Origin of the sequence: Candidatus Thermokryptus mobilis, assembly GCF_900070205.1 — a bacterium.
Lineage (GTDB): Bacteria > Bacteroidota > Ignavibacteria > Kryptoniales > Kryptoniaceae > Kryptonium > Kryptonium mobile.
Genome location: NZ_FAOO01000004.1, coordinates 151,236 through 171,170 on the forward strand (window position 1 = coordinate 151,236; position 19,935 = coordinate 171,170).

The window sequence follows — 19,935 nt, forward strand, 5'->3', positions numbered from 1 at the left end:
TTTAAATTTTTTCAAAAAGCGTTTTGAAAAATGCTTTACATTGAGCGTGAAAAATGGATTGGAAAAGGGAAAGAAGAAATTGAAAGGGATTGGGCGGAAAGGGGTTTCACCTGTGATGTTTGGGTTGATCCACCCTGGCAAAGTTGGGAGGATTTTGTCCATGATACGGATGAGCTCGTAACTCCTTTGAATGCGACGCTTGAAATTGAATGTGAAGGTGAGATTGCAGAACTTAAACCAGGGGATGAGTGGTTCATACCTCGTGGGGCGGTTCACTCCGTAAGAAATAAAAACAATGTGGTTGCATATTGGCTTTACGGCTACAATATATCAAAAACAAAAGCTTAAAAAGCGAGATGGAATATAGGCAATTTGGTCAAACTGACATTAAAATCCCCGTTGTAACATTTGGCGGTTGGGCTATAGGAGGATGGTTTTGGGGAGGAACAGACGAAGAACTTGCAATTAAAGCAATTCACAGGGCGATTGAACTTGGGATGAATTGCATTGATACTGCACCAGTTTATGGGTTTGGGCTTGGTGAGGAAATCGTCGGTAAAGCAATTAAAGGGAAAAGAAATGAAGTTATAATTGCCACGAAATGCGGACTCCGATGGGATAAAGAAGAAGGTGAGTTTTTCTTTGATACATATTTCAACGGTAGAAGATATTATGTTTATAAAAATTTGAGGAAAGATTCAATAATTGAGGAGTGCGAAAGAAGTTTAAAACGGCTCGGGGTTGATTACATTGATATTTATCAGATTCATTGGCCTGATAGAACAACACCTGTTGATGAATCGCTTGAGGCGTTGGTGAAACTTCAGGAACAGGGCAAGATAAGGTTTTTTGGTGTTAGCAATTTTGATGTGAATTTAATGAAGGAAGTAGTTAAATATGCTCGGGTTGAAAGTGACCAAGTGAAATATAATTTGCTTGAGCGTTCAATTGAAAATGATTTAACATCGTTTTGCATTGAAAATAAAATCTCAATCCTTGCTTATAGCCCTCTTGAACAGGGACTTCTTACCGGTAAGATAACTATGGAGACGGAATTTAAGAGTGGCGATTTGAGGAAAAGACAATTTTGGTTTCAGCCTGAAAATAGGAGGAAAGTTCTTGAGGCGCTTGAGAAGATAAAGCCAATAGCAAAGGAGAAAGGAGTGACATTGGCTCAACTTGTGATCAATTGGACTTTTTCACAGCCAGGGATTACGACGGCTATAGTTGGCGCAAGAAATCCGCAGCAAGTTGAAGAAAATGCAGGCGCCGTTGAGTTCAAGCTGACGGAAGAGGAGATTAAAAAGATAAAGGAGGCATTTACATGGGAAGGATAACCTTTCTTTCTATTTTGTTGATAAGTTTCTCACTTGCTCAAAGACCTGAATATTTTCAACAGAGGGTTGATTATTTCATTGATGTAACGCTTGATGTTAAATCGCATTTGATGAGCGGGAAACAAACGGCAGTGTATTATAACAATTCTCCTGATACGCTTTATGAAATTTATTACCATCTTTATTTGAATGCTTTCAAACCTAGCAGCTCAATGCAAGTTCGGGGTGATGTTATAAGAAATGCTCTTGGTGAAAGGATAAGAAGGATGAAGCCAGATGAATATGGTTGGACGAAGGTGAGATATCTAAGGGCGGACGATGAGGACATTGAGTTTGAAATTTTTGATACGATTTTAAGGGCTAAACTTAAAAAAGCACTTTTGCCAGGTCAAAGTGTTAAACTTGAGATGGAATTTGAATCTCAAATTCCAAAACAAACAAGGAGAAATGGGCGGGACAATCGCGAGGGGATTGATTATAGCATGGCTCAATGGTATCCGAAGATATGTGAATATGATTTTGAGGGTTGGCACGCGGATCAATATATTGAACGCGAGTTTTACGGTGTTTGGGGAAATTTTGATGTTAAGATAACTTTGCCATCGGATTATCTAGTTGGGGCAACGGGCGTAATTCAAAATCCAGATGAAGTTATGTGCGGTTATGAGCTTGGCGCTGTTGATACAGTCATATTTCCACAGGAGTGGAAAAGGAATTTAAAACCAGGGTTGAAGACATGGCATTTTAAAGCTGAAAATGTCCACGATTTTGCCTGGGTCGCTGACCGGGATTATATTCACGAGATAACATGGGTTTCACTTGACGAGGATACGGTTGTGGTTCATTTGCTTTATCAGCCCGATGTTTATAATCTTTGGAGGGAAACGGGGAAATTCACGAAGGAGATAATAAAACTTTACAGTGATTGGTTTTTCAAGTATCCATACAAAAGTTTCACCGTAGCTCAAGCAGGTGATGGCGGGATGGAATATCCGATGTTGATAATGATAACGGGGAGAAGGTCAAGGACAAGCATGATCGGAATACTTGCACATGAGATTGGGCATATTTGGTTTTATGGCTTGATTGGAAATAATGAGTCAAAAGAAGCTTGGATTGATGAAGGTGGGGCAAGTTTTGTCACACCGCGCGTGTTCAAGGAATTTCTTGGCAAGGAATGGAAAGATTTCTCAGGGATTGAAGCGATTTTAAGACCTGAATCGGATATTTACGGTGGATATAGAAGCTATGTGCGTTTTTCACATCTTGGCTTTGAAGAGCCAGTTCTTTTACATTCAGATTTTTTCAGGGAGTCGGTGACTTATACAAACGCTGTTTATGGCAAGGGTGCTTCTATCTTTGAGATGCTTGAGTATGTCCTTGGAGATAGCGTTTTTAATCAGGTTATGAAGGAGTTCTTCAACAGGTGGGCTTTCAAGCATCCTACGACAAAAGATTTTGAAAGGGTTGCTGAAAATGTAAGTGGTATGGAACTTGATTGGTTCTTTGATCAATGGCTTAAAACGACAAGAAAATGCGATTATGGGATTGAAAGTTTTAATGGGGAATGGAAATTTGAAAATGGCATTAGGAAGTATATCGCAAGGGTGAGATTGCGAAATTACGGTGAGATAGTTATGCCAATAGATCTCTACTTTTATTTTAAAGACGGAACTTATCAAAAGGTTATTATACCGCTTGACCTTCAACTTAAACCCAAAAAGGAGCCAGGGGCTATAGTTCTTCCTCCTTGGTTTTGGGTAAATCCAATTTATGAATTTGAAATCGCATTTGATAAAGAAGTTAAAATGGTTGAGATTGACAGTGATTTTAAGTTAAGGGACATCAATAGATTGAACAACAGGGTTGGGCTTTTGAACAAAGTCCAGTTGAAGTTTCTTGAACAGACGAATTTGAATCCGCCGATTGATAAGTATTGGTTGACATTTAGACCTTCACTTTGGTTCTCTCAAGTTGATGGGATAAGGTTGGGATTGATTTTTAACGGTGCTTATCTTTTCAATTTTTATGAGACGAAGTTTGGGGCATGGTATAATGCGAGGACTAAAAACTTTGATTATTTTGGGGATTATAAAAACAATACGCTTCAAGTTTTGGGGAGATTAAGCGAGTTTGAAATTGAGGTCTTTAAGCTTCACGGGTTGAGGAGAATTTATTTTGATATCGCAAAAGATGTGAGAAAATATCTGACGATACCGCCATTTTATCGTTTTACTTTTTTCTTTGAGCATACATCTCTTGTTGAGAATAAGCTGCCGTTTTTGAGGATAAATTGGGAAACGGGAAACTTTAACTCCGTCGGTTTAAAAGTTGATGCATTTCATCAGTTACGTAGATTGAATTTATACGGCGTTTTGAATTTCAAGGCGACAACAGCAAACAGTGCGAAAAATTTTACTAACATATCACTTGAGTTGAAGCAATCAAGCGCTTTTAAATGGGGTGAATTTTCAACGCGACTTTATCTTGTAAGGTCATACGGTCAGGTGCCAGTTCAAGAAAAATTTTATCTTGTCGCAAATCCGTATGAAACTTTCTTTAATCAGCAATTTAGAATGTTATACCTAGTAGACAGAAGATTTTCCGAGAAGGCGAATTTATTCTTGAAGGGCGGTTTGAATTTGCGCGGATATTTTGATAGGGACAGCATAACGATAATAAGAGGTGGAAGTTTGAATTTTGATTTGACATTTTTAAGATTTAAAAACTTTGCGATCTCGTGGTTTGGAGATGTTGGGGTTTTTGAGGGAAGCGAGAACGCAAATTTGTATGATTCGGGCTTTGAGGTGAAACTTAAACCATTTATGTTTATCCCACCGATAGTTGAAAATTTGATAAATGGTTTCAATAGGTTAAATTTAAATGTTGTTTTTCCGCTCTTTCTTAAAGAAGGAGTCAAGTTTAAATGGGCTGTTGAAATAAAAGTTGAGTAAGGTATGAAATTTCAGTTTTTTTTGACCGTGCTTTTATTTTTGAGCATTGGTGTGATTTCTTCGTCAAAAGGTGGCTTCAAAGTTGAAGATGAATATCTTGAATATCACGCTTTCTGGGGGTTTATAAACCTTGGAAGCATAAAAATTTGGACGGAGACGGATGGCGAATATGTTAAGTCGCGTTTTCAAATTGATTCAAATCCATGGCTTTTTTTCATAAGCATTCATTATGGGTTTGAGAGTGAATTTAGGATTGATTCACTTCTTGATGCGAAGTTTTTGATTTATGAGATGAAAAAGGGCAGAAAAATTGTAACTGTATTTGAGCGCAAGGGAGATAAAATCGTCGCTGCTCAGAAGGATTTAGAAACAGGTGAGGTTATAGAAGTGACCGAAAAAGAGACGAGAAGTTTTTACAATGGTATCACCGCATTTTATCTGACTAGGAAACTTTCAGGGTCAAATCAAAAATTGACTTTGTCAATTTTGATTCAGCTTGATGTTAAGGATGTAGAGGTGAATTTTCATAATGAGAATTCAGATTTAAAATTTTCCGGTTCACTTATAAGGACTAAAAAGATTTCTGGTTTTATTCCATTTGTTGCAGAGGACATAGCGGGTGTGACGGGTGATTTTGTGGCTTATTATTCCGATGATTCAGCGCGGATTCCGATAAGGGCATATTTTAAGACATCCCTTGGGAATGTGAAAGTGGAGCTTGTCAAATGGTCAAGGAGCGATTGGCAACCCCCGCAGGTTGCAGATAAAAAATAAAAAATCTTCCAAAATGAAAGCGCTTGTAACGGGAGGAACTGGATTTATTGGAAGTCATCTCGTTGATGAACTTTTAAAGCGTGGTTATGATGTCAAATGTATCGTCAGGGATACAAGTAATCTGAAATGGCTTGAGGGGAAAGATGTTGAAATTGTGAGAGGGAGTTTGTTTGATGTTGACTTTCTTAAAACGGTGGTTAAAGATATTGATTATGTCTATCATATTGCTGGTGTGACGAAGGGACGAAATTATCGGGATTACTATCGCGGAAATGTTGAGACGACGAAGAATTTGCTTGAGGCGAGTTTATATAGCTCAAATTTGAAAAAATTTATCCTTGCAAGCAGTTTGTCAGCCGTTGGTCCTGGCTATGATAAAGTTCCTGTTGACGAGAGCACACCGTATCATCCAATTACTTCGTATGGTAAAAGCAAAGCAGAGGCGGAGAAAGTCGCGCTTTCTTTCAAAGACAAGCTTCCAATCGTTATAGTACGACCGCCGTCGGTATATGGTCCACGCGATACTTACACTTACGAGATTTTTAGATACATAAAACTCGGCATTCTTCCAGTTGTTTTGCCATCGGATCAGATTTTAAGTTTGGTTTATGTTTCTGACCTCGTTGACGGTTTTATACTTGCGGGTGAGAGTGAGAGATCAACGGGGAAAATTTATTTTATCTCAAGCGATGAAATCTACACTTGGAAGGATATAGAGGTGGCGATATTGAGAGCGCTTGATAAAAAAGTTTTGAGAGTTAAAATCCCAGCACCAATTTTATATTCGGTTTCATTTGTTTCGGAAACGATATGTAAAGTTTTCGGGAAAGCATCACCGCTAAATTCTGAAAAGATAAAAGATATCAGACAGAAGAACTGGGCTTGCTCTGTTGAAAAAGCTAAAAGGGAACTTGGATATAGACACAAAGTTCCCCTTGAAGAGGGGATGGAAAAGACAATTAATTGGTATATTCAAAACGGATGGCTTTGAAAGATTTCAGCGGTAAAATTTTCGCTTTCGGTTACGATGTCTTTATGTTTCCAATTGAAAAATTCGCTTTGGAAAAATTAAGGGCGAAAGCATTAAGCTTTATTGAAGGGAAGAGAATACTTGAGGTTGGAGTTGGAACTGGATTAAATTTTCAATTTTATCCAGATGGGGTTAATGTTATAGCGGTTGAGCCAAAATTTGAAATGCTGAAAAGGGCGATTAAAAGGGCAAAGAATTTTAACGGTCAAATTTACTTTGTTTCTGCAAGGGTTGAGTTCTTGCCATTCAAGGATGATTTTTTTGATTCGGTTTTAGCGACATTTGTTTTTTGCGAGGTTGAAAATCCTGCAAATGGTTTCAGGGAATTGCTCAGAGTTTTGAAACCAGGTGGAAGATTGATTTTGCTTGAACATGTGAGACCAGGGGGTAAATTCCTTTCAAAAGTTTTTGATCTGGTGAACAACTTCACCTCAATTTTGGGGGAGAATATAAACAGGGAAACATTAAAAATTGCACTTGAAGCTGGTGTTGTAATTGAGAAAGTTATAAATGTTTATGGTGATTTTGTCAAATTAATAATCGCTCGGAAATAGTTGGATATTAATTTCAATTCAATTCGCAAGGGGAGGAAATACTCAATAATTGAGGGAAGCTTTGCATTGGTTTTCATCGCTTTGTCAACTGATGTGTTTTTGACGGGGTATGCTTTGATACTTGGTGCGAATGAGTTTGTAATCGGTATAATCGGGGCTATCCCATTTATATCACAGATGATACAATTTCTCGGGACTTTACCTTTTGAAAAAGTATAAAAGTCCGAAAAAGCTCGCAGTAGCAGCAAGCATTTTTAATCGTTGGATTTGGTTTGTTTTGATATTTTCTTCCGTTTATTGATGTAAAAGCGAGGTTAAAATTTTAATTTTCGTTGTCGTTTTTTTTCATTTCGTCGTCAGCTGGGATGGTTTTAGCAAACATCTGGACCACATGGATAAGTGAGATTGCAGCGAGGCGAGTTTGGGGAAAATACTTTGGAAGTGAGAAGCGTTTAATAATAGGGGATAAAACAAGTTGAAAAATTCCGTTTTCTTTATTAAATTAATAATGCCGTTGGAGAGGTTCTTTCACTGGGGCGTCGCCAAGCGGTAAGGCAGCGGTCTTTGGAGCCGCCATTCGGAGGTTCGAATCCTCCCGCCCCAGCAAGTTTGCGTTTGGTTAATTTATAAGTTTTTTTTATCTTTGTCATTGACCGCTTGAAACGATGGAAAAGTAACAAATAGAGTGATGAGTCATATAAAGATTTTCTCTGGAAGGTCAAGTAGAGAGCTTGCTGAGAAAATAGCTGAGGAGATCGGAGAACCGCTTGGAAGTTGTGAGATACGTAATTTTAGTGATGGTGAGATTTGGGTTAAGTATCTTGAGAACATTCGTGGTAATGATGTGTTCATAATCCAATCAACTTTCCCACCCTCGGATAATTTGATGGAGCTTTTAATTATGATTGACGCTGCGAAAAGGGCTTCAGCTCGTCGTATTACAGCTGTTATACCTTATTTCGGCTATGCGAGACAGGACAGAAAAGATCAGCCGAGGGTACCGATAACATCAAAACTTGTCGCAAATTTGATCACCGTTGCAGGTGCAGATAGGGTTTTGACAATGGACTTACACGCTCCCCAAATTCAAGGTTTTTTTGATATACCTTTTGATCATCTTTATTCCGCTGTCGTTTTAGTTCCAGCAATAAGGGAGATGGTTGGTGATTTGGATTTTGTGGTGGTCTCACCAGATATAGGTGGTGTGAAATTTGCCCGCGGGTATGCGAAAAGGTTAAATGCTGAACTTGTGCTCATAGATAAAAGAAGATTGAAACCGAACGAATCGGAAGTGGTGAATGTGGTCGGTGATGTTAAAGGGAAGGTGGTCGTCATCGTTGATGATATAATTGACACCGCTGGGACATTTGTAAACGCAGCTTTGGCTCTTATAGATAGAGGAGCGAAAGCGATTTATGGGGCTTGCACCCATCCGATTTTATCTGGAAATGCGATTGAAAAGATAGAAAACATACCTGTTGAAAAGATTCTTGTAACCGATACCATCCCGCTTAGGAAACAGAGTCCAAAAATTGAGGTAAAATCGGTTGCGAGGATATTTGCCGAGGCAATAAAACGAATACACTGCAATGAATCGTTGAGTGTTTTATTTGAAATTGAAAATTAATTTTATTTAAGGAAGATGACGGAAATAGTTCTAAATGCGGAGGTAAGAAAGACAGGCAAAAGCGCTTCAAATCAATTAAGGCGTTCTGGGAAAATCCCCGGGATTTATTATGCCCCTGGAGATGAGCCATTGCCAATAGCTGTTAGAGAGACTGATCTTAAGAAGTTGATTTATACAACGGAGGCGCATGTAGTTAGATTAAAACTTGGAGATGGGAAAGAGTTTCAGTGTATTTTAAAAGAAGTTGAATTTGACCCCGTTACTAATAAACCAATTCATTTTGACCTTTATGGCTTAAAGGCTGGAGCTACTGTGACGCTTGAAATCCCGGTTGTCCTTGTAGGGAGAGCGCCCGGAGTTGAGAAGGGCGGTGTAATTGAACACCTGCTTCACACTGTTGAGGTTGAATGCCCAGCAAGTGCGATACCTGAACATATTGAGGTTGATATAAGCGCCCTTGACATTGGTGATGCAATTCATGTTAAGGATTTGAAGATACCGAATGTTAGAATTCTTGAGAATGAACTTGCTGTTGTGGTGGCGGTTGTTCCGCCAAGAGGTGGTGAGGTTGAAGAAGCTAAACCAGCTGAGGAGGCACAGCCAACCGCACCATCTCAACAAGAGAAACAAGCTCAGTGAAATTAGTTCTTTTTAAAATTTATGATTGCTATATTTGGACTTGGAAACCCCGGGAAAGAATACGAGATGACGAGGCATAATGTTGGTTTTATGGTTGTTGACGCCTTAGCGGATAAGTTGGGGATAGCGCTTAAGCCAGGAAAAGGTGATTATTTAATCGGTCCGGGTAAATATGAAGGTAAAGAATTGGTGTTGATCAAACCGCTAACTTATATGAACAACAGTGGGATTGCGGTTAAGGATGTTGTTGAGCGCTATAGAGTTGATGTGCGCGATGTCTTTGTGATATGTGATGATTTGAATTTACCACTTGGGATGATAAGAATAAAACAAAAGGGAAGCGATGGTGGACATAATGGGCTTTATTCAATAATCTATCATCTCGGGACTATTGAATTCCCTAGGTTGAGATGTGGGATAGGCAATCCCGACAAGATGAAGAATATGGTTGACTTTGTTCTGTCAAAGTTTGATGAGGATGAGATTGGTATTGTCAATGATATGATCGGACTTGCGGTTGAAGCGACATTGTGCTTTATTTCCGAGGGCGTTTTAAAAGCAATGAATAAGTTTAATAGAAAAGTTAAGTTAAAATTTGATACTCCTTAAAAACAAAAAATGACCATATGGAGGCAATTTAATGGCGAGAAAAATTCCAAAAAATATGCTTTCAAGGCGCTGGTATGAGACAACATTTTTGATCAATGCTTCGCTTGACGATCCGATAATTGAGCAGATAATAAAAAAGTATGAGAATTTTATAAAGGAGCGAGGCGGAGAGATAATTTTATTGGAGCGTTGGGGTAGGAGAAGATTGGCATATCCGATAAATAAGAAGAACAGCGCTTTCTATGTATATATTGAATACTTTGCGCCACCGACAATTGTGAGTGAGCTTGAGAGGGCTTTTCAACTTGATGAGAATATCATGAGATATTTGACTGTCGTTGTAACGAAGAAAGCTCTTAAGGCGAAGGAACAGGAGAAAAGGCGTGGTAGAATAACGATTGAACATCTTGGTCTTGGAAATGTTGAATCCGTTGCTCAAGCTGAAACGGAGGAAGATGAATTTGAAGATGAAGAAGAATAGAGTTTTCGTTTGAAAAATCTTTATGTAAAACTTAACGATGGAGGGAGCAATCTATGGCGAAGGAACTCAAAATGCCTGAGCTTAATAGCGTTGTCATAGTTGGGAATTTAACAAAGGACCCGGTGTTTCGCCAGACGACGAAGGGGACACCGGTTGTCAATTTCACAATCGCCTCAAACAGGAGATTCAGGGATAGTAAGAGGCAGTGGAAAGAGGATGTTTGTTTTGTTGGAGTTGTTGCTTGGAATAAGCTTGCCGAATCTTGTAGAGGGAGATTGAAAAAATCAAGTGCTGTCCTTGTTGAAGGTGAGCTACAAAGCCGGAATTTGAAAACAGCCGATGGTAGAACGAGGACCATTGTTGAAATTAAGGCAAGAAGAATTCAATTTCTTGACAGGAGATCTGCATCATCAGGTGACAATGAGGGACAGTCACAACAGTCATCAGGACAGCAATCAGATGCTTTGAACAAGTATCTTTCAAACGAAGGTCCAAAAATTTAATTGAAAAATAAATTTAACATTTATCGTTATGGTTGAGAATGGCGAAAAAGTATTGCGGTTAAGGAAGAAGAAAATATGCAGGTTCTGCGAAGCCGGTGAGATATACATTGATTATAAAGATGAGAAGAAACTGGGCAAATTTTTGACTGAGCAGGGCAAGATAATTCCACGAAGGGTTAGTGGAAATTGTGCTATGCATCAGCGTCAGTTGACGAGGGCGATTAAACGAGCCAGACATTTAGCTTTGCTTCCGTTCGTTGCCGAAGCTGTGAAGTAATTTTTGTAAAACTTAATGGAGATGTGTAAAGATGAAAGTCATATTGCGTCAGGATTATGAAAATCTCGGGAAGGATGGGAGATATTGTAGAAGTGAAGGATGGTTATGCGAGGAATTTTTTAATTCCGAGAAAAATTGCTTTGCCGGCTACACCTGGGAATATAAAAATGGTTGAAACGGAGAAGAAACAAAAGGCATTCAAACTTGAAAGGGAAAAATTGAACGCTCAAAAGCTCGCTGAAAAGCTAAATGGTCTTGAAATAGTTATTCCAATGAGAGCCGGGGAAAATGAGCGTCTTTTCGGTTCCGTAACGGCTCAGATGATAGCCGATGAAATTAGTAAGATGGGTATTGAAGTTGATAGGAAGAAAATTTTGCTTGATGAGCCGATAAAAATGCTTGGGTCATATGAGGTGCCGATAAAGCTTCATCCAGATGTGAGTGTGAAAATTAAGGTCAATGTCGTTCAGTTGGAGGAGCAAAAACAAGAGTAATTCAATGTCCGCCCGATTGGGCGGTTTTTTTATCAAATTTAGGAGATTTGACGAGATGGAAAATGTTGGCTTATTTACTTCCTTTTTGTTTGGGATTCTTTCTTTCCTTTCCCCCTGTGTTTTACCTCTTGTCCCGGGGTATATTTCCTTCATTTCCGGTTTATCGTTTGAAGAGCTGAAGGAATCCCAAAGTTCAAAAAGATTTTTTTTGAAAACCTTGTTAAGTTCATTGTTTTTTGTCCTTGGCTTTTCAATAGTTTTCGTCATGCTCGGGGCTTCTGCCACAGCGGTGGGAAAATTTCTCTCCGAGAATATGAATGTGATTGCAAAAGTTGCAGGTGTTATAATAGTTATTTTCGGTCTTCACATGACGGGCATTTTTAGGATAAAATTTTTGAATTACGAGGCGAAATTGAAAGTTAGCAGTAAACCACTTGGTCTTTTAGGGGCTTTTGTGGTCGGGTTTGCCTTTGCTTTCGGATGGACACCTTGCATTGGACCAGTGCTTGCGACGATACTTGTCCTAGCTTCTCAGCAAGAAACAGTTAAACAAGGTGTTTTGCTTCTTTCGGTTTATTCGCTTGGGCTTGGGATTCCTTTTTTGATCACGAGTTTAAGCATAAATTTCTTTTTCAAGTGGTTTGCACGCATCAGAAAATATCTCAATGTAGTTGAAATCGTAAGCGGTGTAATTTTAATTATACTTGGAGTTTTGATTTTTACGAACTCTCTTGGCGTTATTTCGTCCTACATTATGAAGATGTTTCCTTTTTTGAGTAAATTTTCATAAAAACAAAAGAACATAAAACAAAGATGTCAGAAAATGGGAATCTTAAAGATGTTGTAGTCAGAATAGGTGGTGAAGGCGGTGAGGGTGTGATGAGCGCTGGGGAAATTTTGACCTATTCAGCTGCGAGGTCTGCTTATCGTATTTTTACTTTCAGGACATTCCCAGCTGAGATAAAAGGTGGGCTTGCGATGTATCAATTTCGTGTCAGCCCCTATGATATTTTTTCCATGGGCGATAAGCTTAATATCTTGATGGCTTTTAATCAGGAAGCATTTGATAATTATTCAAGTGCACTTGCTGAAGATGGCGTTCTGTTTTACGATCCCGCTGAGTGTAAGCCATCGGATAGCTTCACGAAGAAGAAGTATGAGGTTCCACTTAGGGAGCTTGCGATGGCATCGGGGACGCACCTTGCAAAAAATATGGTTGCAACTGGGTTTTTAACCGCTATTCTTGGAATTCCGGTTGAGGAATCAGAAAAACAGATCATTGATAAATTTAAGCGCAAGGGCGAAAAACTGCTTCAGCAAAATTTGACTGCTTTTAGAAGTGGTATTGAATATGCCCAAAAGTATCTTGATGAGCTTGAAAGATTTCGCCTTGGGAAGCCAGAGGGGAAAGACAAAAGGATTATATTGTCGGGTAATCAAGCAATCGGCTTTGGAGCAATAGCTGCTGGTTGTAAAGTTGCGGTTGGTTACCCTATAACTCCTGCCTCCCCGATACTTGAATTTCTTGCAAGGCATCTTCCAAAGTTTGGTGGTAAAGTGATCCAAAATGAGGATGAGATATCAGCGCTTGCAACTTGTATCGGTGCTTCATTCGCTGGGGCAAAGGTTATAACTCCTACATCTGGACCAGGGCTTGCGCTTATGACCGAACTTATAACTTACGCCTCAATGGCTGAGCTTCCTGTCGTGATAGTTGATGTTCAACGAGCTGGACCATCAACAGGGATGCCGAGTAAAACAGAGCAAACGGACCTATATCATGTTGTTTTTGGTGGACCTGGCGAAGCCCCGAGAATTGTCATTGCACCAGCTCATGTAAGCGACTGCTTCTATCAAACGGTCAGGGCTTTTAATCTTGCTGAGGAATATCAAATGCCAGTTATAATTCTTTCAGATCAGGTCTTGGCATATCAAACGGAGGCAATTCCAAAGCCAGATATTGAATCAGTGAAGATTATAAACCGTCTTGAGCCAGATTATGAGAGCTTAAATTCATATCTTCGCTATAAAATAACCGAGTCGGGTCTTGCACCGATTGCTGTTCCTGGGCATCCAGGGTTTGAATACATCGCTCCCGGGCTTGAGCATAACGAGCGTGGAGCTCCAAATTATACGCCAAAGGTTCATACCGAGATGCAAAAGAAGAGGTTCAGAAAGCTTGAGGTTTTAGCTGAAAAGCTTGAAAATGAAAATGACGATTATTACGAGGTTATGGGAGCAGAAATTTTAATCATTGCTTGGGGTTCAACCTATGGCGCTGTGAGAGAAGCGATAAAAAAAGCGGAGATGAACGGAATAAAAGTAAGTCATTACCATCCAAGAATTCTTAATCCTTTGCCGAAACGAAAAATTAAAAATATCATTGGAAGTTACGATAAGGTCATCGTTGTTGAGCAAAATTACAATGGACAATTTGCAAATATATTGCGGACATTCGTTGATTATAACCCGATAAAACTTAACAATTACGGTGGAATACCCTTCACATCCGAGGAAATCTACAACAAAATAATTGAGGTGGCAAGATGAGCGAGACAATTGAGAAAATAAAGCAAGCAAAACTTGAATATAAAAGTGATGTTAAGCCAACCTGGTGCCCTGGTTGCGGTGATTATGGTGTTTTGGCATCTTTTATAAGGGCATTAGGTGAGCTGAAAATACCAACGCATAAATTAAGTATTGTCTCCGGAATAGGTTGCTCAAGTCGGTTTCCACACTTCGTCAGAGGTTACAATCTTCACACTGTTCACGGGAGAGCGCTTCCAGTAGCTCTTGGGGTTAAAATTGCAAACCCAGAGCTTGAGGTTTTCGTCATAGGTGGAGATGGTGATGGTTTTGCAATAGGTGGTGGTCATATACCGCATATTGCAAGAAGGAATCCAGATATAGTATACATAATCCTTGACAATGCGATATATGGTTTAACCAAAGGACAGGTCTCACCGACTTCAACACTTACAATGACGACAACAACTACACCCTATGGAGCGCTTGAACCACCGCTTAATCCGATCATGCTTTTACTTGCTTACGGCGCAAGCTTTGTCGCTCGTGGTTTCTCGTCAAACACTAAACAATTAACTCAACTTATAGTTGAGGCGACAAAGCACAAGGGATTCGCAGCGATACAAGTCATTTCTCCTTGTCCCACATTTAATATGGAGATCACGTTTGATTTCGTGCGTGAAAGAGTCGTTGAAATTCCACCAGAGCATGACCCGACGAATAAATTGAAAGCGTTTGAGCTTGCGATGGTTCAAGATAAAATTTACACTGGGATTTTCTATCGCGAGGAAAGACCCACATTTGAAGGAAATCTTGACAAAATTGTTTCAAAGTTTGATGGCAACATTGATGAACTTTTAAAGAAAGAACGACTTGAAAAACTATTTGATCAGTTTGCCTGAGAAATTTTAAACCCGGGCGAAAATAAGCCCGGGTTTTTTATTTTAACGGTAAAAATTTCTTACCCACCTATGTTTCCTTAATTCAAGAAGCATTCTATCGGAAAGTTTCCGTCCATCGGAAACAGAACAGTTTTCCTCAACATGCTCAACCTTTCTCATCCCAGGTATTACAGTTGAGACCGCCTCATGGCTTAGACAAAACCTAAGTGCAAGCTCGCTCAATGTCTTTGCTTCTTCACCGAGTAATTTTTCAAGTTTTTGCACTCTTTCCCAAACTTGCTGTTTTCTATCGCCCTTGAAATATCTATTTCTCCAGTCCCCTTCTGGAAATTGTGTCTCAGGTGTTATCTTCCCTGTCAAGCTTCCTTCATCAAACGGGACACGGACTATAACACCTATGTTGTATTCAATGCATATTGGGAAAAGCTCGTCCTCGGGTGATTGGTCAAATATGTTGTATATAACTTGAACTGTGTCAACCCGACCAGTTTTGATAAGTTGAATTGCATTCCAGGGTTCGTGGTCATTTATTGAGACGCCGAAGAATCTTATCTTGCCATCTTCTTTCAATTTTTGAATCGCCTCCCACCATTCATCCATCAAAGCCCACTCGTCATTCCAAACATGGAACTGTTGGAGGTCTATCGTATCAACCCCGAGATTTTTCAAACTTTTTTCAGTTGAATTTATGATATGCTCGTAAGGAAAAACCTCTTTTAATGGTGTTCCCTTTAAAGCTGGCCATACCATGTTCTTTGGGGGTATCTTCGTAGCAACATAAACATTTTCTTTCGTTTCTTTCAAAACCTTACCTATCAACCTCTCGCTATGTCCATCTCCATAGACAAGCGCTGTATCAATGAAATTTACTCCAAGTTCAATCGCCCTGTGCAGTGCTTTTATTGATTCACGGTCATCCGAATCAGCCCACATTTTCCCCCCAATGCCCCAACTTCCAAAACCAATCTCAGATACAAGAAGCCCAGTTCTACCAAGCAATCTATAGTTCATCTCCTCCCTGATTTTCTTTTCACTCTTTAAAGCAGACATTTATATTTTTTGAAGCATAGGCATCGTCAAGTCGTTTGACTGGAGTTGTATGAGGAGCTGAGCGAACGATGTCTGGGTTTGTTTTTATCTCCTCAACAATTTTTATAAGTGCATCTGCAAAAGCATCAAGTGTTTCTTTTGTTTCTGTCTCCGTCGGCTCAATCATCAATGCCTCAGATACAATCAAAGGGAAATAAATCGTCGGTGCGTGAAAACCATAGTCAAGAAGTCGCTTGGCAATGTCAAGCGTCCTAACATTATATTCAAGTTTATATCTGCTTCCAGAAACAACGAACTCATGAAGTGGTTTTCCAAGATAAGGTCTGTCAAAATAATCTTTGATCCTACTCAAGAGGTAATTTGCATTTATAATTGCGCTCTCGCTCACCTCTTTCAATCCCTTGCTCCCAAGCATTCTGATGTATGTGTAAGCCCTGACCATCATGCCGAAGTTTCCGAAAAAGGTGTGAATCTTCCCTATTGAATCGGGATAATCATAGTTTAAGATGAATTTATCTTCCTTTTTTTCAACCCTCGGGATCGGAAGGAAAGGAATAAGTTTCTCGCTTACCACTACAGGTCCTGAACCAGGACCACCACCACCGTGTGGTGTTGAAAATGTCTTGTGTAAATTTAAATGAACAACATCAAATCCCATATCGCCAGGTTTAGTGATACCGACGAGAGCGTTAAGGTTTGCACCATCCATATACATTAAAGCCCCGACTTCATGGATCAATTTTTCAATTTGAAGTATATCCTTTTCAAAAATTCCAAGTGTATTTGGATTCGTTATCATTATACCTGCAACATCCTCATCAAGTTTTGATTTCAAGTCATCAATATCAATTGTCCCATATTCATTTGATTTAACGCTCACAGCTGTATAACCTGAAATTGTAACGCTTGCTGGATTGGTCCCATGTGCGGAGTCCGGGACAAGGATTTTCTTTCTTGGATTTCCAAGTTTTTCGTGATACGCTCTTATCATCAATATGCCTGTTAACTCCCCGTGTGCCCCAGCTGCTGGTTGAAGCGAGACCCCCTTCATCCCAGTTATTTCTTTTAACATCTCACCAAGTTCATACATTATCTGCAATGCGCCCTGAACAAGCTCATCATCCATATGTGGATGAATATCCCTAAAACCGGGGAAAGATGCGGTCACCTCGTTTACTTTGGGATTGTATTTCATCGTGCAAGAACCGAGCGGATAAAAACCCTTGTCAACATGGTAGTTTAAAGTTGAAAGGCGGATATAATGTCTGACAACCTCATTTTCACTTATCTCTGGTAGAGATGGTGGCGATGAGCGCAGGAATTTCAGCGGTATTAAATCCTCAATGTGTTTCTCCGGGACATCAATTTTGGGGAGGGAATATCCCTTTCTTCCGGGACGGCTTAACTCAAAAATTAACTTTGACGCCATCTTTTGAGGTTTCTTTATTTGTGAAAAGTGCTTGTCAAATCAAAGTTAAAAAGAAAAATCAAGATTTCCAATCATATATCAAGAACGAACTCTGCCTTCCAAATCCCGTTTTCCCTTTTAACCTCAAATCTATAAAGCGTCACAGCTTTAACATCAGTTCTAAGATGATGTCTCTCTCTATCAATTTTTTCACCCCAAAGTTTTGCCGTCAGATCAAGTTCATTTATCTTAACATCAAACCTTGAGAAAAGAAGGGATTCAGCATCCTTTAGATAAATTATCTCGCTTAAAAAATCATAAAGCAACATTTCAATGCTGGTTGAATTAATTGAAATGTCAAGTTCAATCTTTTGCTCAACCGTCTTAGTGTCAACCATAACTTCGCTCACAGCAAGCCCTGAATCTTGAAATAAACCCTCTATCGTCTCAGCCCAAACTTCAATTGCCACATCGGCTATGGCGATTTCCTCATTTATCTTAAACGGCATTTGTTTTGCGGTTTTGTTTTTAAATTATCATCAAGAAGGCAAGCCCTGACAGAGCTCCAGTGCTTGTACAAACGAAATTAACAAAGTCATTATTCATCCATCTTTTACCGCGGACTAAACTTGTGAAATTGTCGCAGTGAAATTTTTTCTCCGTCGTCTTTGAACAAACGTTACATTTATACTGCGCTTGTAGAGTTGCTCCAATGAAGCTGTCAACAAATCCACCGAACAAACCGGAAAGGACCACAACAAGTAGTCGCGCGAAATTAAATTTAACCCAAAGCATGGCACTTGAAAAAATTATAATTGAGCCGATAAGCCCACCAACCGAACCTTTAAGTGAAACCGCACCGGATGTCCCGGGTTCAACCCGTTTGAAATTTGTAAGCAATCTTGGCTTTGTGGGGAAAAGCGTACCAATCTCCGTCGCCCAGGTGTCAAAGGTAGCTGCTGAAATTGAGCCAAGATAAGCAAAGTAGAAAATCTCGTTTTGAAGGAATTGATATATAACCGCGGTCAAACCAGCTATCCCGCCATTTGCCATAACTTGATAAATATCCCTAGTGCTTGACTTTTCAAAGATAAGATCAAAGTTTTCTTTTTTCTTTTTCCCAATTTTTGAGATTAAACTTGACAGGACAAAGAAGGCGAGAATCGGCAAAGTCCATTTCCAACCGCCAACACCAAAAATTATAACCGCAAGTATAAAGGTGCCAACAGCACCGTTCAAGGATAAAAACTTTAATTTGAAAGATATAGCCGCAATTAAAATCGCAAGGGCAAAAGCGATCAAAAATTGGTTCAACCCATCCACTACGACAAGTGAATAAAGCATAAATGATGAAGAAATCGGTATGAATAAATTATCAAATCCGTATGAACCAATCGCTTCAAAAACAGTCGTAAACAAAGCAGTTAAAATTGAAATCAAGATTATATCTTCACCAGATAACGCAAGGGTTTTCCCCCACCATTGAATTGAATCGCTTGTGAAGTAAAGGAAAATGGCAACTATGAACGCTGTTGTCAAAAACATCGCAACTGAGCCCTGGATTGACTTTTTATCCCCCGTCAAATTGTATATCTTTGGATTTTTCACGCTCTCCCCAACTATAGCTGCTAAGGCATCGCCGAGCGCAAGAGCTAACATTGAAATTGAAATTATCGCCGGATGGTTTTTCCAAAAAACCAAGACAAGTATTAAAAAAGCAAGCGGATAATAAACCGTTCCAAAAGTTTGTCTTTCAACGGAATCCATCCCTTTGAAAAGTCGCATTTTTATGCTCAAGAAGTTAACAACGATGAAAATTAAGGCAATTGCTATCATTGGAAGTGAACTTGAAAAGATTATCGGCGCTGGAAAAACAGCTACACCAACGGATATATGCACAACTTTCCTTGTAACCTCTGGATCAAGCTTAAAAATTCCCCTGAGAATTTCAGATATTGCGATCACCCCGAAGATTGAAATTACAAGAAGGAAAGCCCAAAGCCAGTCCAATTTCCCCTCCATTTTATTTTACGGTGAAGATGAAAGTTACAATTCCGTTTTGTTTAAATTGCTGGTCAATCGGGTTGAATTTCCAAGTCATCAATGCCTCAAAAGCTGAACGCTCAAATTCCGGGTTTGATTTTTCAATCGGGAAGACCCTTTCAATACTACCGTCTGGTAAAACCACAACCCTAAACCTCACCATTGCTGTTTCATTTACGCCTTCAGGAAATTTCGGAAGTTCGCCTTTTAACTTGGTTCGGTTTATTTTCCCCTCCCATTCAATTCTATATGAAAGCGATTGTTTCAATCCAGTGCCAAAATCTCGTTTGATCTCTCCGATACCTGTTTTCCCTCTCTCAGAAGAGCCAAGCTCTGGTTTAATCTCTTTACCCAAACTTGCATCTTCAAAAAAACCTTTATGTCCGGTTCCAGCTATTTCCCCGGGTTTTTCAATATCACTGATTTTTTCAGCGAATTTTTCAGAAGGTATTATTTCCTCACCTGAAATTGTGAATCTCGTCGGGAGATTTATCCTTGGGAGATTTGTCGTCTTTATGGCGATTGAACTTTTAAGTCCTCTTCCAGTTTTTGATTGATCGGGCGATTCGTCTTGTTTTATCTCTTCAAAGGATTGAGCGAAGATGACCTCGTTAAATTTGACACTTTCTTTCGGTTCAATTGTAAGTTTGTAAAACAGCATAACTATGAAAATCACAAGACAAACAACAGCGGTGTAAAAAGCGGATTTTATTTCAACGTCCTTCAT

Annotated in this window: 22 protein-coding genes and 1 tRNA gene; 18 read left to right on the top strand and 5 right to left on the bottom strand. The window is 39.4% G+C overall.

The features are described 5' to 3' along the window. Positions 1-30: 30 nt before the first annotated feature. The 18 genes from FKZ43_RS03935 to FKZ43_RS04020 all read left to right on the top strand — a co-directional run bounded on the left by FKZ43_RS03935 (position 31) and on the right by FKZ43_RS04020 (position 14,707). Positions 31-348 carry a cupin domain-containing protein gene (locus FKZ43_RS03935; RefSeq protein ID WP_140944577.1) on the top strand — a complete coding sequence of 106 codons (318 nt, stop codon included), beginning with the start codon at positions 31-33 and terminating at the stop codon, positions 346-348. 8 nt (positions 349-356) lie between these two features. Continuing rightward, positions 357-1,337: an aldo/keto reductase gene (locus tag FKZ43_RS03940; RefSeq protein WP_140944578.1), complete on the top strand. Its 981-nt coding sequence runs from the start codon at positions 357-359 to the stop codon at positions 1,335-1,337. Further along, entirely contained in the window at positions 1,325-4,291 is a 2,967-nt protein-coding gene (locus FKZ43_RS03945) for a M1 family metallopeptidase (protein WP_140944579.1), read from the top strand. The genes FKZ43_RS03940 and FKZ43_RS03945 overlap by 13 nt, the downstream gene beginning before the upstream one ends. A gap of 3 nt (positions 4,292-4,294) precedes the next feature. Then, a complete protein-coding gene (locus FKZ43_RS03950; RefSeq protein WP_140944580.1) occupies positions 4,295-5,065 on the top strand; it encodes a DUF3108 domain-containing protein in 771 nt (256 codons plus the stop codon). Positions 5,066-5,078: 13 nt separating this feature from the next. Continuing rightward, on the top strand, positions 5,079-6,056 hold the full coding sequence (locus FKZ43_RS03955; protein WP_140944581.1) for an NAD-dependent epimerase/dehydratase family protein: 978 nt from the start codon (positions 5,079-5,081) through the stop codon (positions 6,054-6,056). Next, complete coding sequence (locus FKZ43_RS03960) at positions 6,047-6,649, top strand: class I SAM-dependent methyltransferase (RefSeq protein WP_140944582.1); 603 nt, start codon at positions 6,047-6,049, stop codon at positions 6,647-6,649. Before FKZ43_RS03955 ends, FKZ43_RS03960 begins: the two co-directional genes overlap by 10 nt. After that, on the top strand, positions 6,650-6,868 hold the full coding sequence (locus FKZ43_RS03965) for a hypothetical protein (RefSeq protein WP_140944583.1): 219 nt from the start codon (positions 6,650-6,652) through the stop codon (positions 6,866-6,868). Positions 6,869-7,181: 313 nt separating this feature from the next. Beyond that, positions 7,182-7,253: transfer RNA gene (locus FKZ43_RS03970), tRNA-Gln, on the top strand. An 84-nt stretch (positions 7,254-7,337) separates the two neighbouring features. After that, positions 7,338-8,276, top strand: coding sequence for a ribose-phosphate pyrophosphokinase (locus FKZ43_RS03975; RefSeq protein ID WP_181180245.1), 939 nt, complete (start codon positions 7,338-7,340; stop codon positions 8,274-8,276). Between the two features lie 15 nt (positions 8,277-8,291). After that, positions 8,292-8,915 (top strand): 50S ribosomal protein L25, encoded by a 624-nt coding sequence (locus FKZ43_RS03980; protein WP_140944585.1) that lies wholly within the window; start codon positions 8,292-8,294, stop codon positions 8,913-8,915. Between the two features lie 21 nt (positions 8,916-8,936). Then, the gene (pth, locus tag FKZ43_RS03985; RefSeq protein WP_140944586.1) at positions 8,937-9,524 is read left to right on the top strand and encodes an aminoacyl-tRNA hydrolase; all 588 of its coding nucleotides are present in this window, start codon (positions 8,937-8,939) and stop codon (positions 9,522-9,524) included. A 31-nt stretch (positions 9,525-9,555) separates the two neighbouring features. Further along, on the top strand, positions 9,556-10,005 hold the full coding sequence (rpsF, locus tag FKZ43_RS03990) for a 30S ribosomal protein S6 (protein ID WP_140944587.1): 450 nt from the start codon (positions 9,556-9,558) through the stop codon (positions 10,003-10,005). A gap of 53 nt (positions 10,006-10,058) precedes the next feature. Next, complete coding sequence (locus FKZ43_RS03995; RefSeq protein ID WP_235894680.1) at positions 10,059-10,508, top strand: single-stranded DNA-binding protein; 450 nt, start codon at positions 10,059-10,061, stop codon at positions 10,506-10,508. Positions 10,509-10,536: 28 nt separating this feature from the next. Then, positions 10,537-10,785, top strand: coding sequence for a 30S ribosomal protein S18 (gene rpsR, locus FKZ43_RS04000; protein ID WP_140944588.1), 249 nt, complete (start codon positions 10,537-10,539; stop codon positions 10,783-10,785). Positions 10,786-10,841: 56 nt separating this feature from the next. Continuing rightward, positions 10,842-11,279: a 50S ribosomal protein L9 gene (rplI, locus tag FKZ43_RS04005; RefSeq protein ID WP_320415044.1), complete on the top strand. Its 438-nt coding sequence runs from the start codon at positions 10,842-10,844 to the stop codon at positions 11,277-11,279. Between the two features lie 55 nt (positions 11,280-11,334). Next, positions 11,335-12,069, top strand: a complete 735-nt coding sequence (locus FKZ43_RS04010; RefSeq protein ID WP_140944589.1) for a cytochrome c biogenesis CcdA family protein — start codon at positions 11,335-11,337, stop codon at positions 12,067-12,069. A gap of 23 nt (positions 12,070-12,092) precedes the next feature. Then, positions 12,093-13,829 carry a 2-oxoacid:acceptor oxidoreductase subunit alpha gene (locus FKZ43_RS04015; RefSeq protein WP_140944590.1) on the top strand — a complete coding sequence of 579 codons (1,737 nt, stop codon included), beginning with the start codon at positions 12,093-12,095 and terminating at the stop codon, positions 13,827-13,829. Further along, positions 13,826-14,707 (top strand): 2-oxoacid:ferredoxin oxidoreductase subunit beta, encoded by an 882-nt coding sequence (locus FKZ43_RS04020; protein WP_140944591.1) that lies wholly within the window; start codon positions 13,826-13,828, stop codon positions 14,705-14,707. The genes FKZ43_RS04015 and FKZ43_RS04020 overlap by 4 nt, the downstream gene beginning before the upstream one ends. Positions 14,708-14,749: 42 nt before the next feature. On the opposite strand, the gene FKZ43_RS04025 is transcribed toward FKZ43_RS04020, so the two are convergent. The 5 genes from FKZ43_RS04025 to FKZ43_RS04045 form a co-directional block, all read right to left on the bottom strand. Continuing rightward, positions 14,750-15,757 (bottom strand): aldo/keto reductase, encoded by a 1,008-nt coding sequence (locus FKZ43_RS04025; RefSeq protein ID WP_320415045.1) that lies wholly within the window; start codon positions 15,755-15,757, stop codon positions 14,750-14,752. After that, positions 15,738-17,186, bottom strand: coding sequence for an aminomethyl-transferring glycine dehydrogenase subunit GcvPB (gene gcvPB, locus FKZ43_RS04030; RefSeq protein WP_140944592.1), 1,449 nt, complete (start codon positions 17,184-17,186; stop codon positions 15,738-15,740). The genes FKZ43_RS04025 and gcvPB overlap by 20 nt, the downstream gene beginning before the upstream one ends. 71 nt (positions 17,187-17,257) lie before the next feature. Continuing rightward, positions 17,258-17,674 (bottom strand): archease, encoded by a 417-nt coding sequence (locus FKZ43_RS04035; protein ID WP_140944593.1) that lies wholly within the window; start codon positions 17,672-17,674, stop codon positions 17,258-17,260. A 19-nt stretch (positions 17,675-17,693) separates the two neighbouring features. Beyond that, positions 17,694-19,175: a DUF92 domain-containing protein gene (locus FKZ43_RS04040; RefSeq protein WP_181180246.1), complete on the bottom strand. Its 1,482-nt coding sequence runs from the start codon at positions 19,173-19,175 to the stop codon at positions 17,694-17,696. A 13-nt stretch (positions 19,176-19,188) separates the two neighbouring features. Beyond that, on the bottom strand, positions 19,189-19,935 hold the full coding sequence (locus FKZ43_RS04045; RefSeq protein WP_140944595.1) for an energy transducer TonB family protein: 747 nt from the start codon (positions 19,933-19,935) through the stop codon (positions 19,189-19,191).

What these genes read in the sequence shown, in the direction of transcription:
- FKZ43_RS04045 (WP_140944595.1), bottom strand. Translation starts at nt 19,935, where the DNA reads ATGAAGGACGTTGAAATAAAATCCGCTTTTTACACCGCTGTTGTTTGT.
- FKZ43_RS04025 (WP_320415045.1), bottom strand. Translation starts at nt 15,757, where the DNA reads ATGTCTGCTTTAAAGAGTGAAAAGAAAATCAGGGAGGAGATGAACTAT.
- FKZ43_RS04015 (WP_140944590.1), top strand. Translation starts at nt 12,093, where the DNA reads ATGTCAGAAAATGGGAATCTTAAAGATGTTGTAGTCAGAATAGGTGGT.
- FKZ43_RS03975 (WP_181180245.1), top strand. Translation starts at nt 7,338, where the DNA reads ATGAGTCATATAAAGATTTTCTCTGGAAGGTCAAGTAGAGAGCTTGCT.
- FKZ43_RS04020 (WP_140944591.1), top strand. Translation starts at nt 13,826, where the DNA reads ATGAGCGAGACAATTGAGAAAATAAAGCAAGCAAAACTTGAATATAAA.
- rpsF (WP_140944587.1), top strand. Translation starts at nt 9,556, where the DNA reads ATGGCGAGAAAAATTCCAAAAAATATGCTTTCAAGGCGCTGGTATGAG.
- FKZ43_RS04010 (WP_140944589.1), top strand. Translation starts at nt 11,335, where the DNA reads ATGGAAAATGTTGGCTTATTTACTTCCTTTTTGTTTGGGATTCTTTCT.
- rpsR (WP_140944588.1), top strand. Translation starts at nt 10,537, where the DNA reads ATGGTTGAGAATGGCGAAAAAGTATTGCGGTTAAGGAAGAAGAAAATA.
- FKZ43_RS03980 (WP_140944585.1), top strand. Translation starts at nt 8,292, where the DNA reads ATGACGGAAATAGTTCTAAATGCGGAGGTAAGAAAGACAGGCAAAAGC.
- FKZ43_RS03950 (WP_140944580.1), top strand. Translation starts at nt 4,295, where the DNA reads ATGAAATTTCAGTTTTTTTTGACCGTGCTTTTATTTTTGAGCATTGGT.
- FKZ43_RS03940 (WP_140944578.1), top strand. Translation starts at nt 357, where the DNA reads ATGGAATATAGGCAATTTGGTCAAACTGACATTAAAATCCCCGTTGTA.
- FKZ43_RS03955 (WP_140944581.1), top strand. Translation starts at nt 5,079, where the DNA reads ATGAAAGCGCTTGTAACGGGAGGAACTGGATTTATTGGAAGTCATCTC.
- rplI (WP_320415044.1), top strand. Translation starts at nt 10,842, where the DNA reads ATGAAAATCTCGGGAAGGATGGGAGATATTGTAGAAGTGAAGGATGGT.
- gcvPB (WP_140944592.1), bottom strand. Translation starts at nt 17,186, where the DNA reads ATGGCGTCAAAGTTAATTTTTGAGTTAAGCCGTCCCGGAAGAAAGGGA.
- FKZ43_RS03960 (WP_140944582.1), top strand. Translation starts at nt 6,047, where the DNA reads ATGGCTTTGAAAGATTTCAGCGGTAAAATTTTCGCTTTCGGTTACGAT.
- FKZ43_RS03945 (WP_140944579.1), top strand. Translation starts at nt 1,325, where the DNA reads ATGGGAAGGATAACCTTTCTTTCTATTTTGTTGATAAGTTTCTCACTT.
- FKZ43_RS03935 (WP_140944577.1), top strand. Translation starts at nt 31, where the DNA reads ATGCTTTACATTGAGCGTGAAAAATGGATTGGAAAAGGGAAAGAAGAA.
- FKZ43_RS03995 (WP_235894680.1), top strand. Translation starts at nt 10,059, where the DNA reads ATGGCGAAGGAACTCAAAATGCCTGAGCTTAATAGCGTTGTCATAGTT.
- FKZ43_RS04035 (WP_140944593.1), bottom strand. Translation starts at nt 17,674, where the DNA reads ATGCCGTTTAAGATAAATGAGGAAATCGCCATAGCCGATGTGGCAATT.
- pth (WP_140944586.1), top strand. Translation starts at nt 8,937, where the DNA reads ATGATTGCTATATTTGGACTTGGAAACCCCGGGAAAGAATACGAGATG.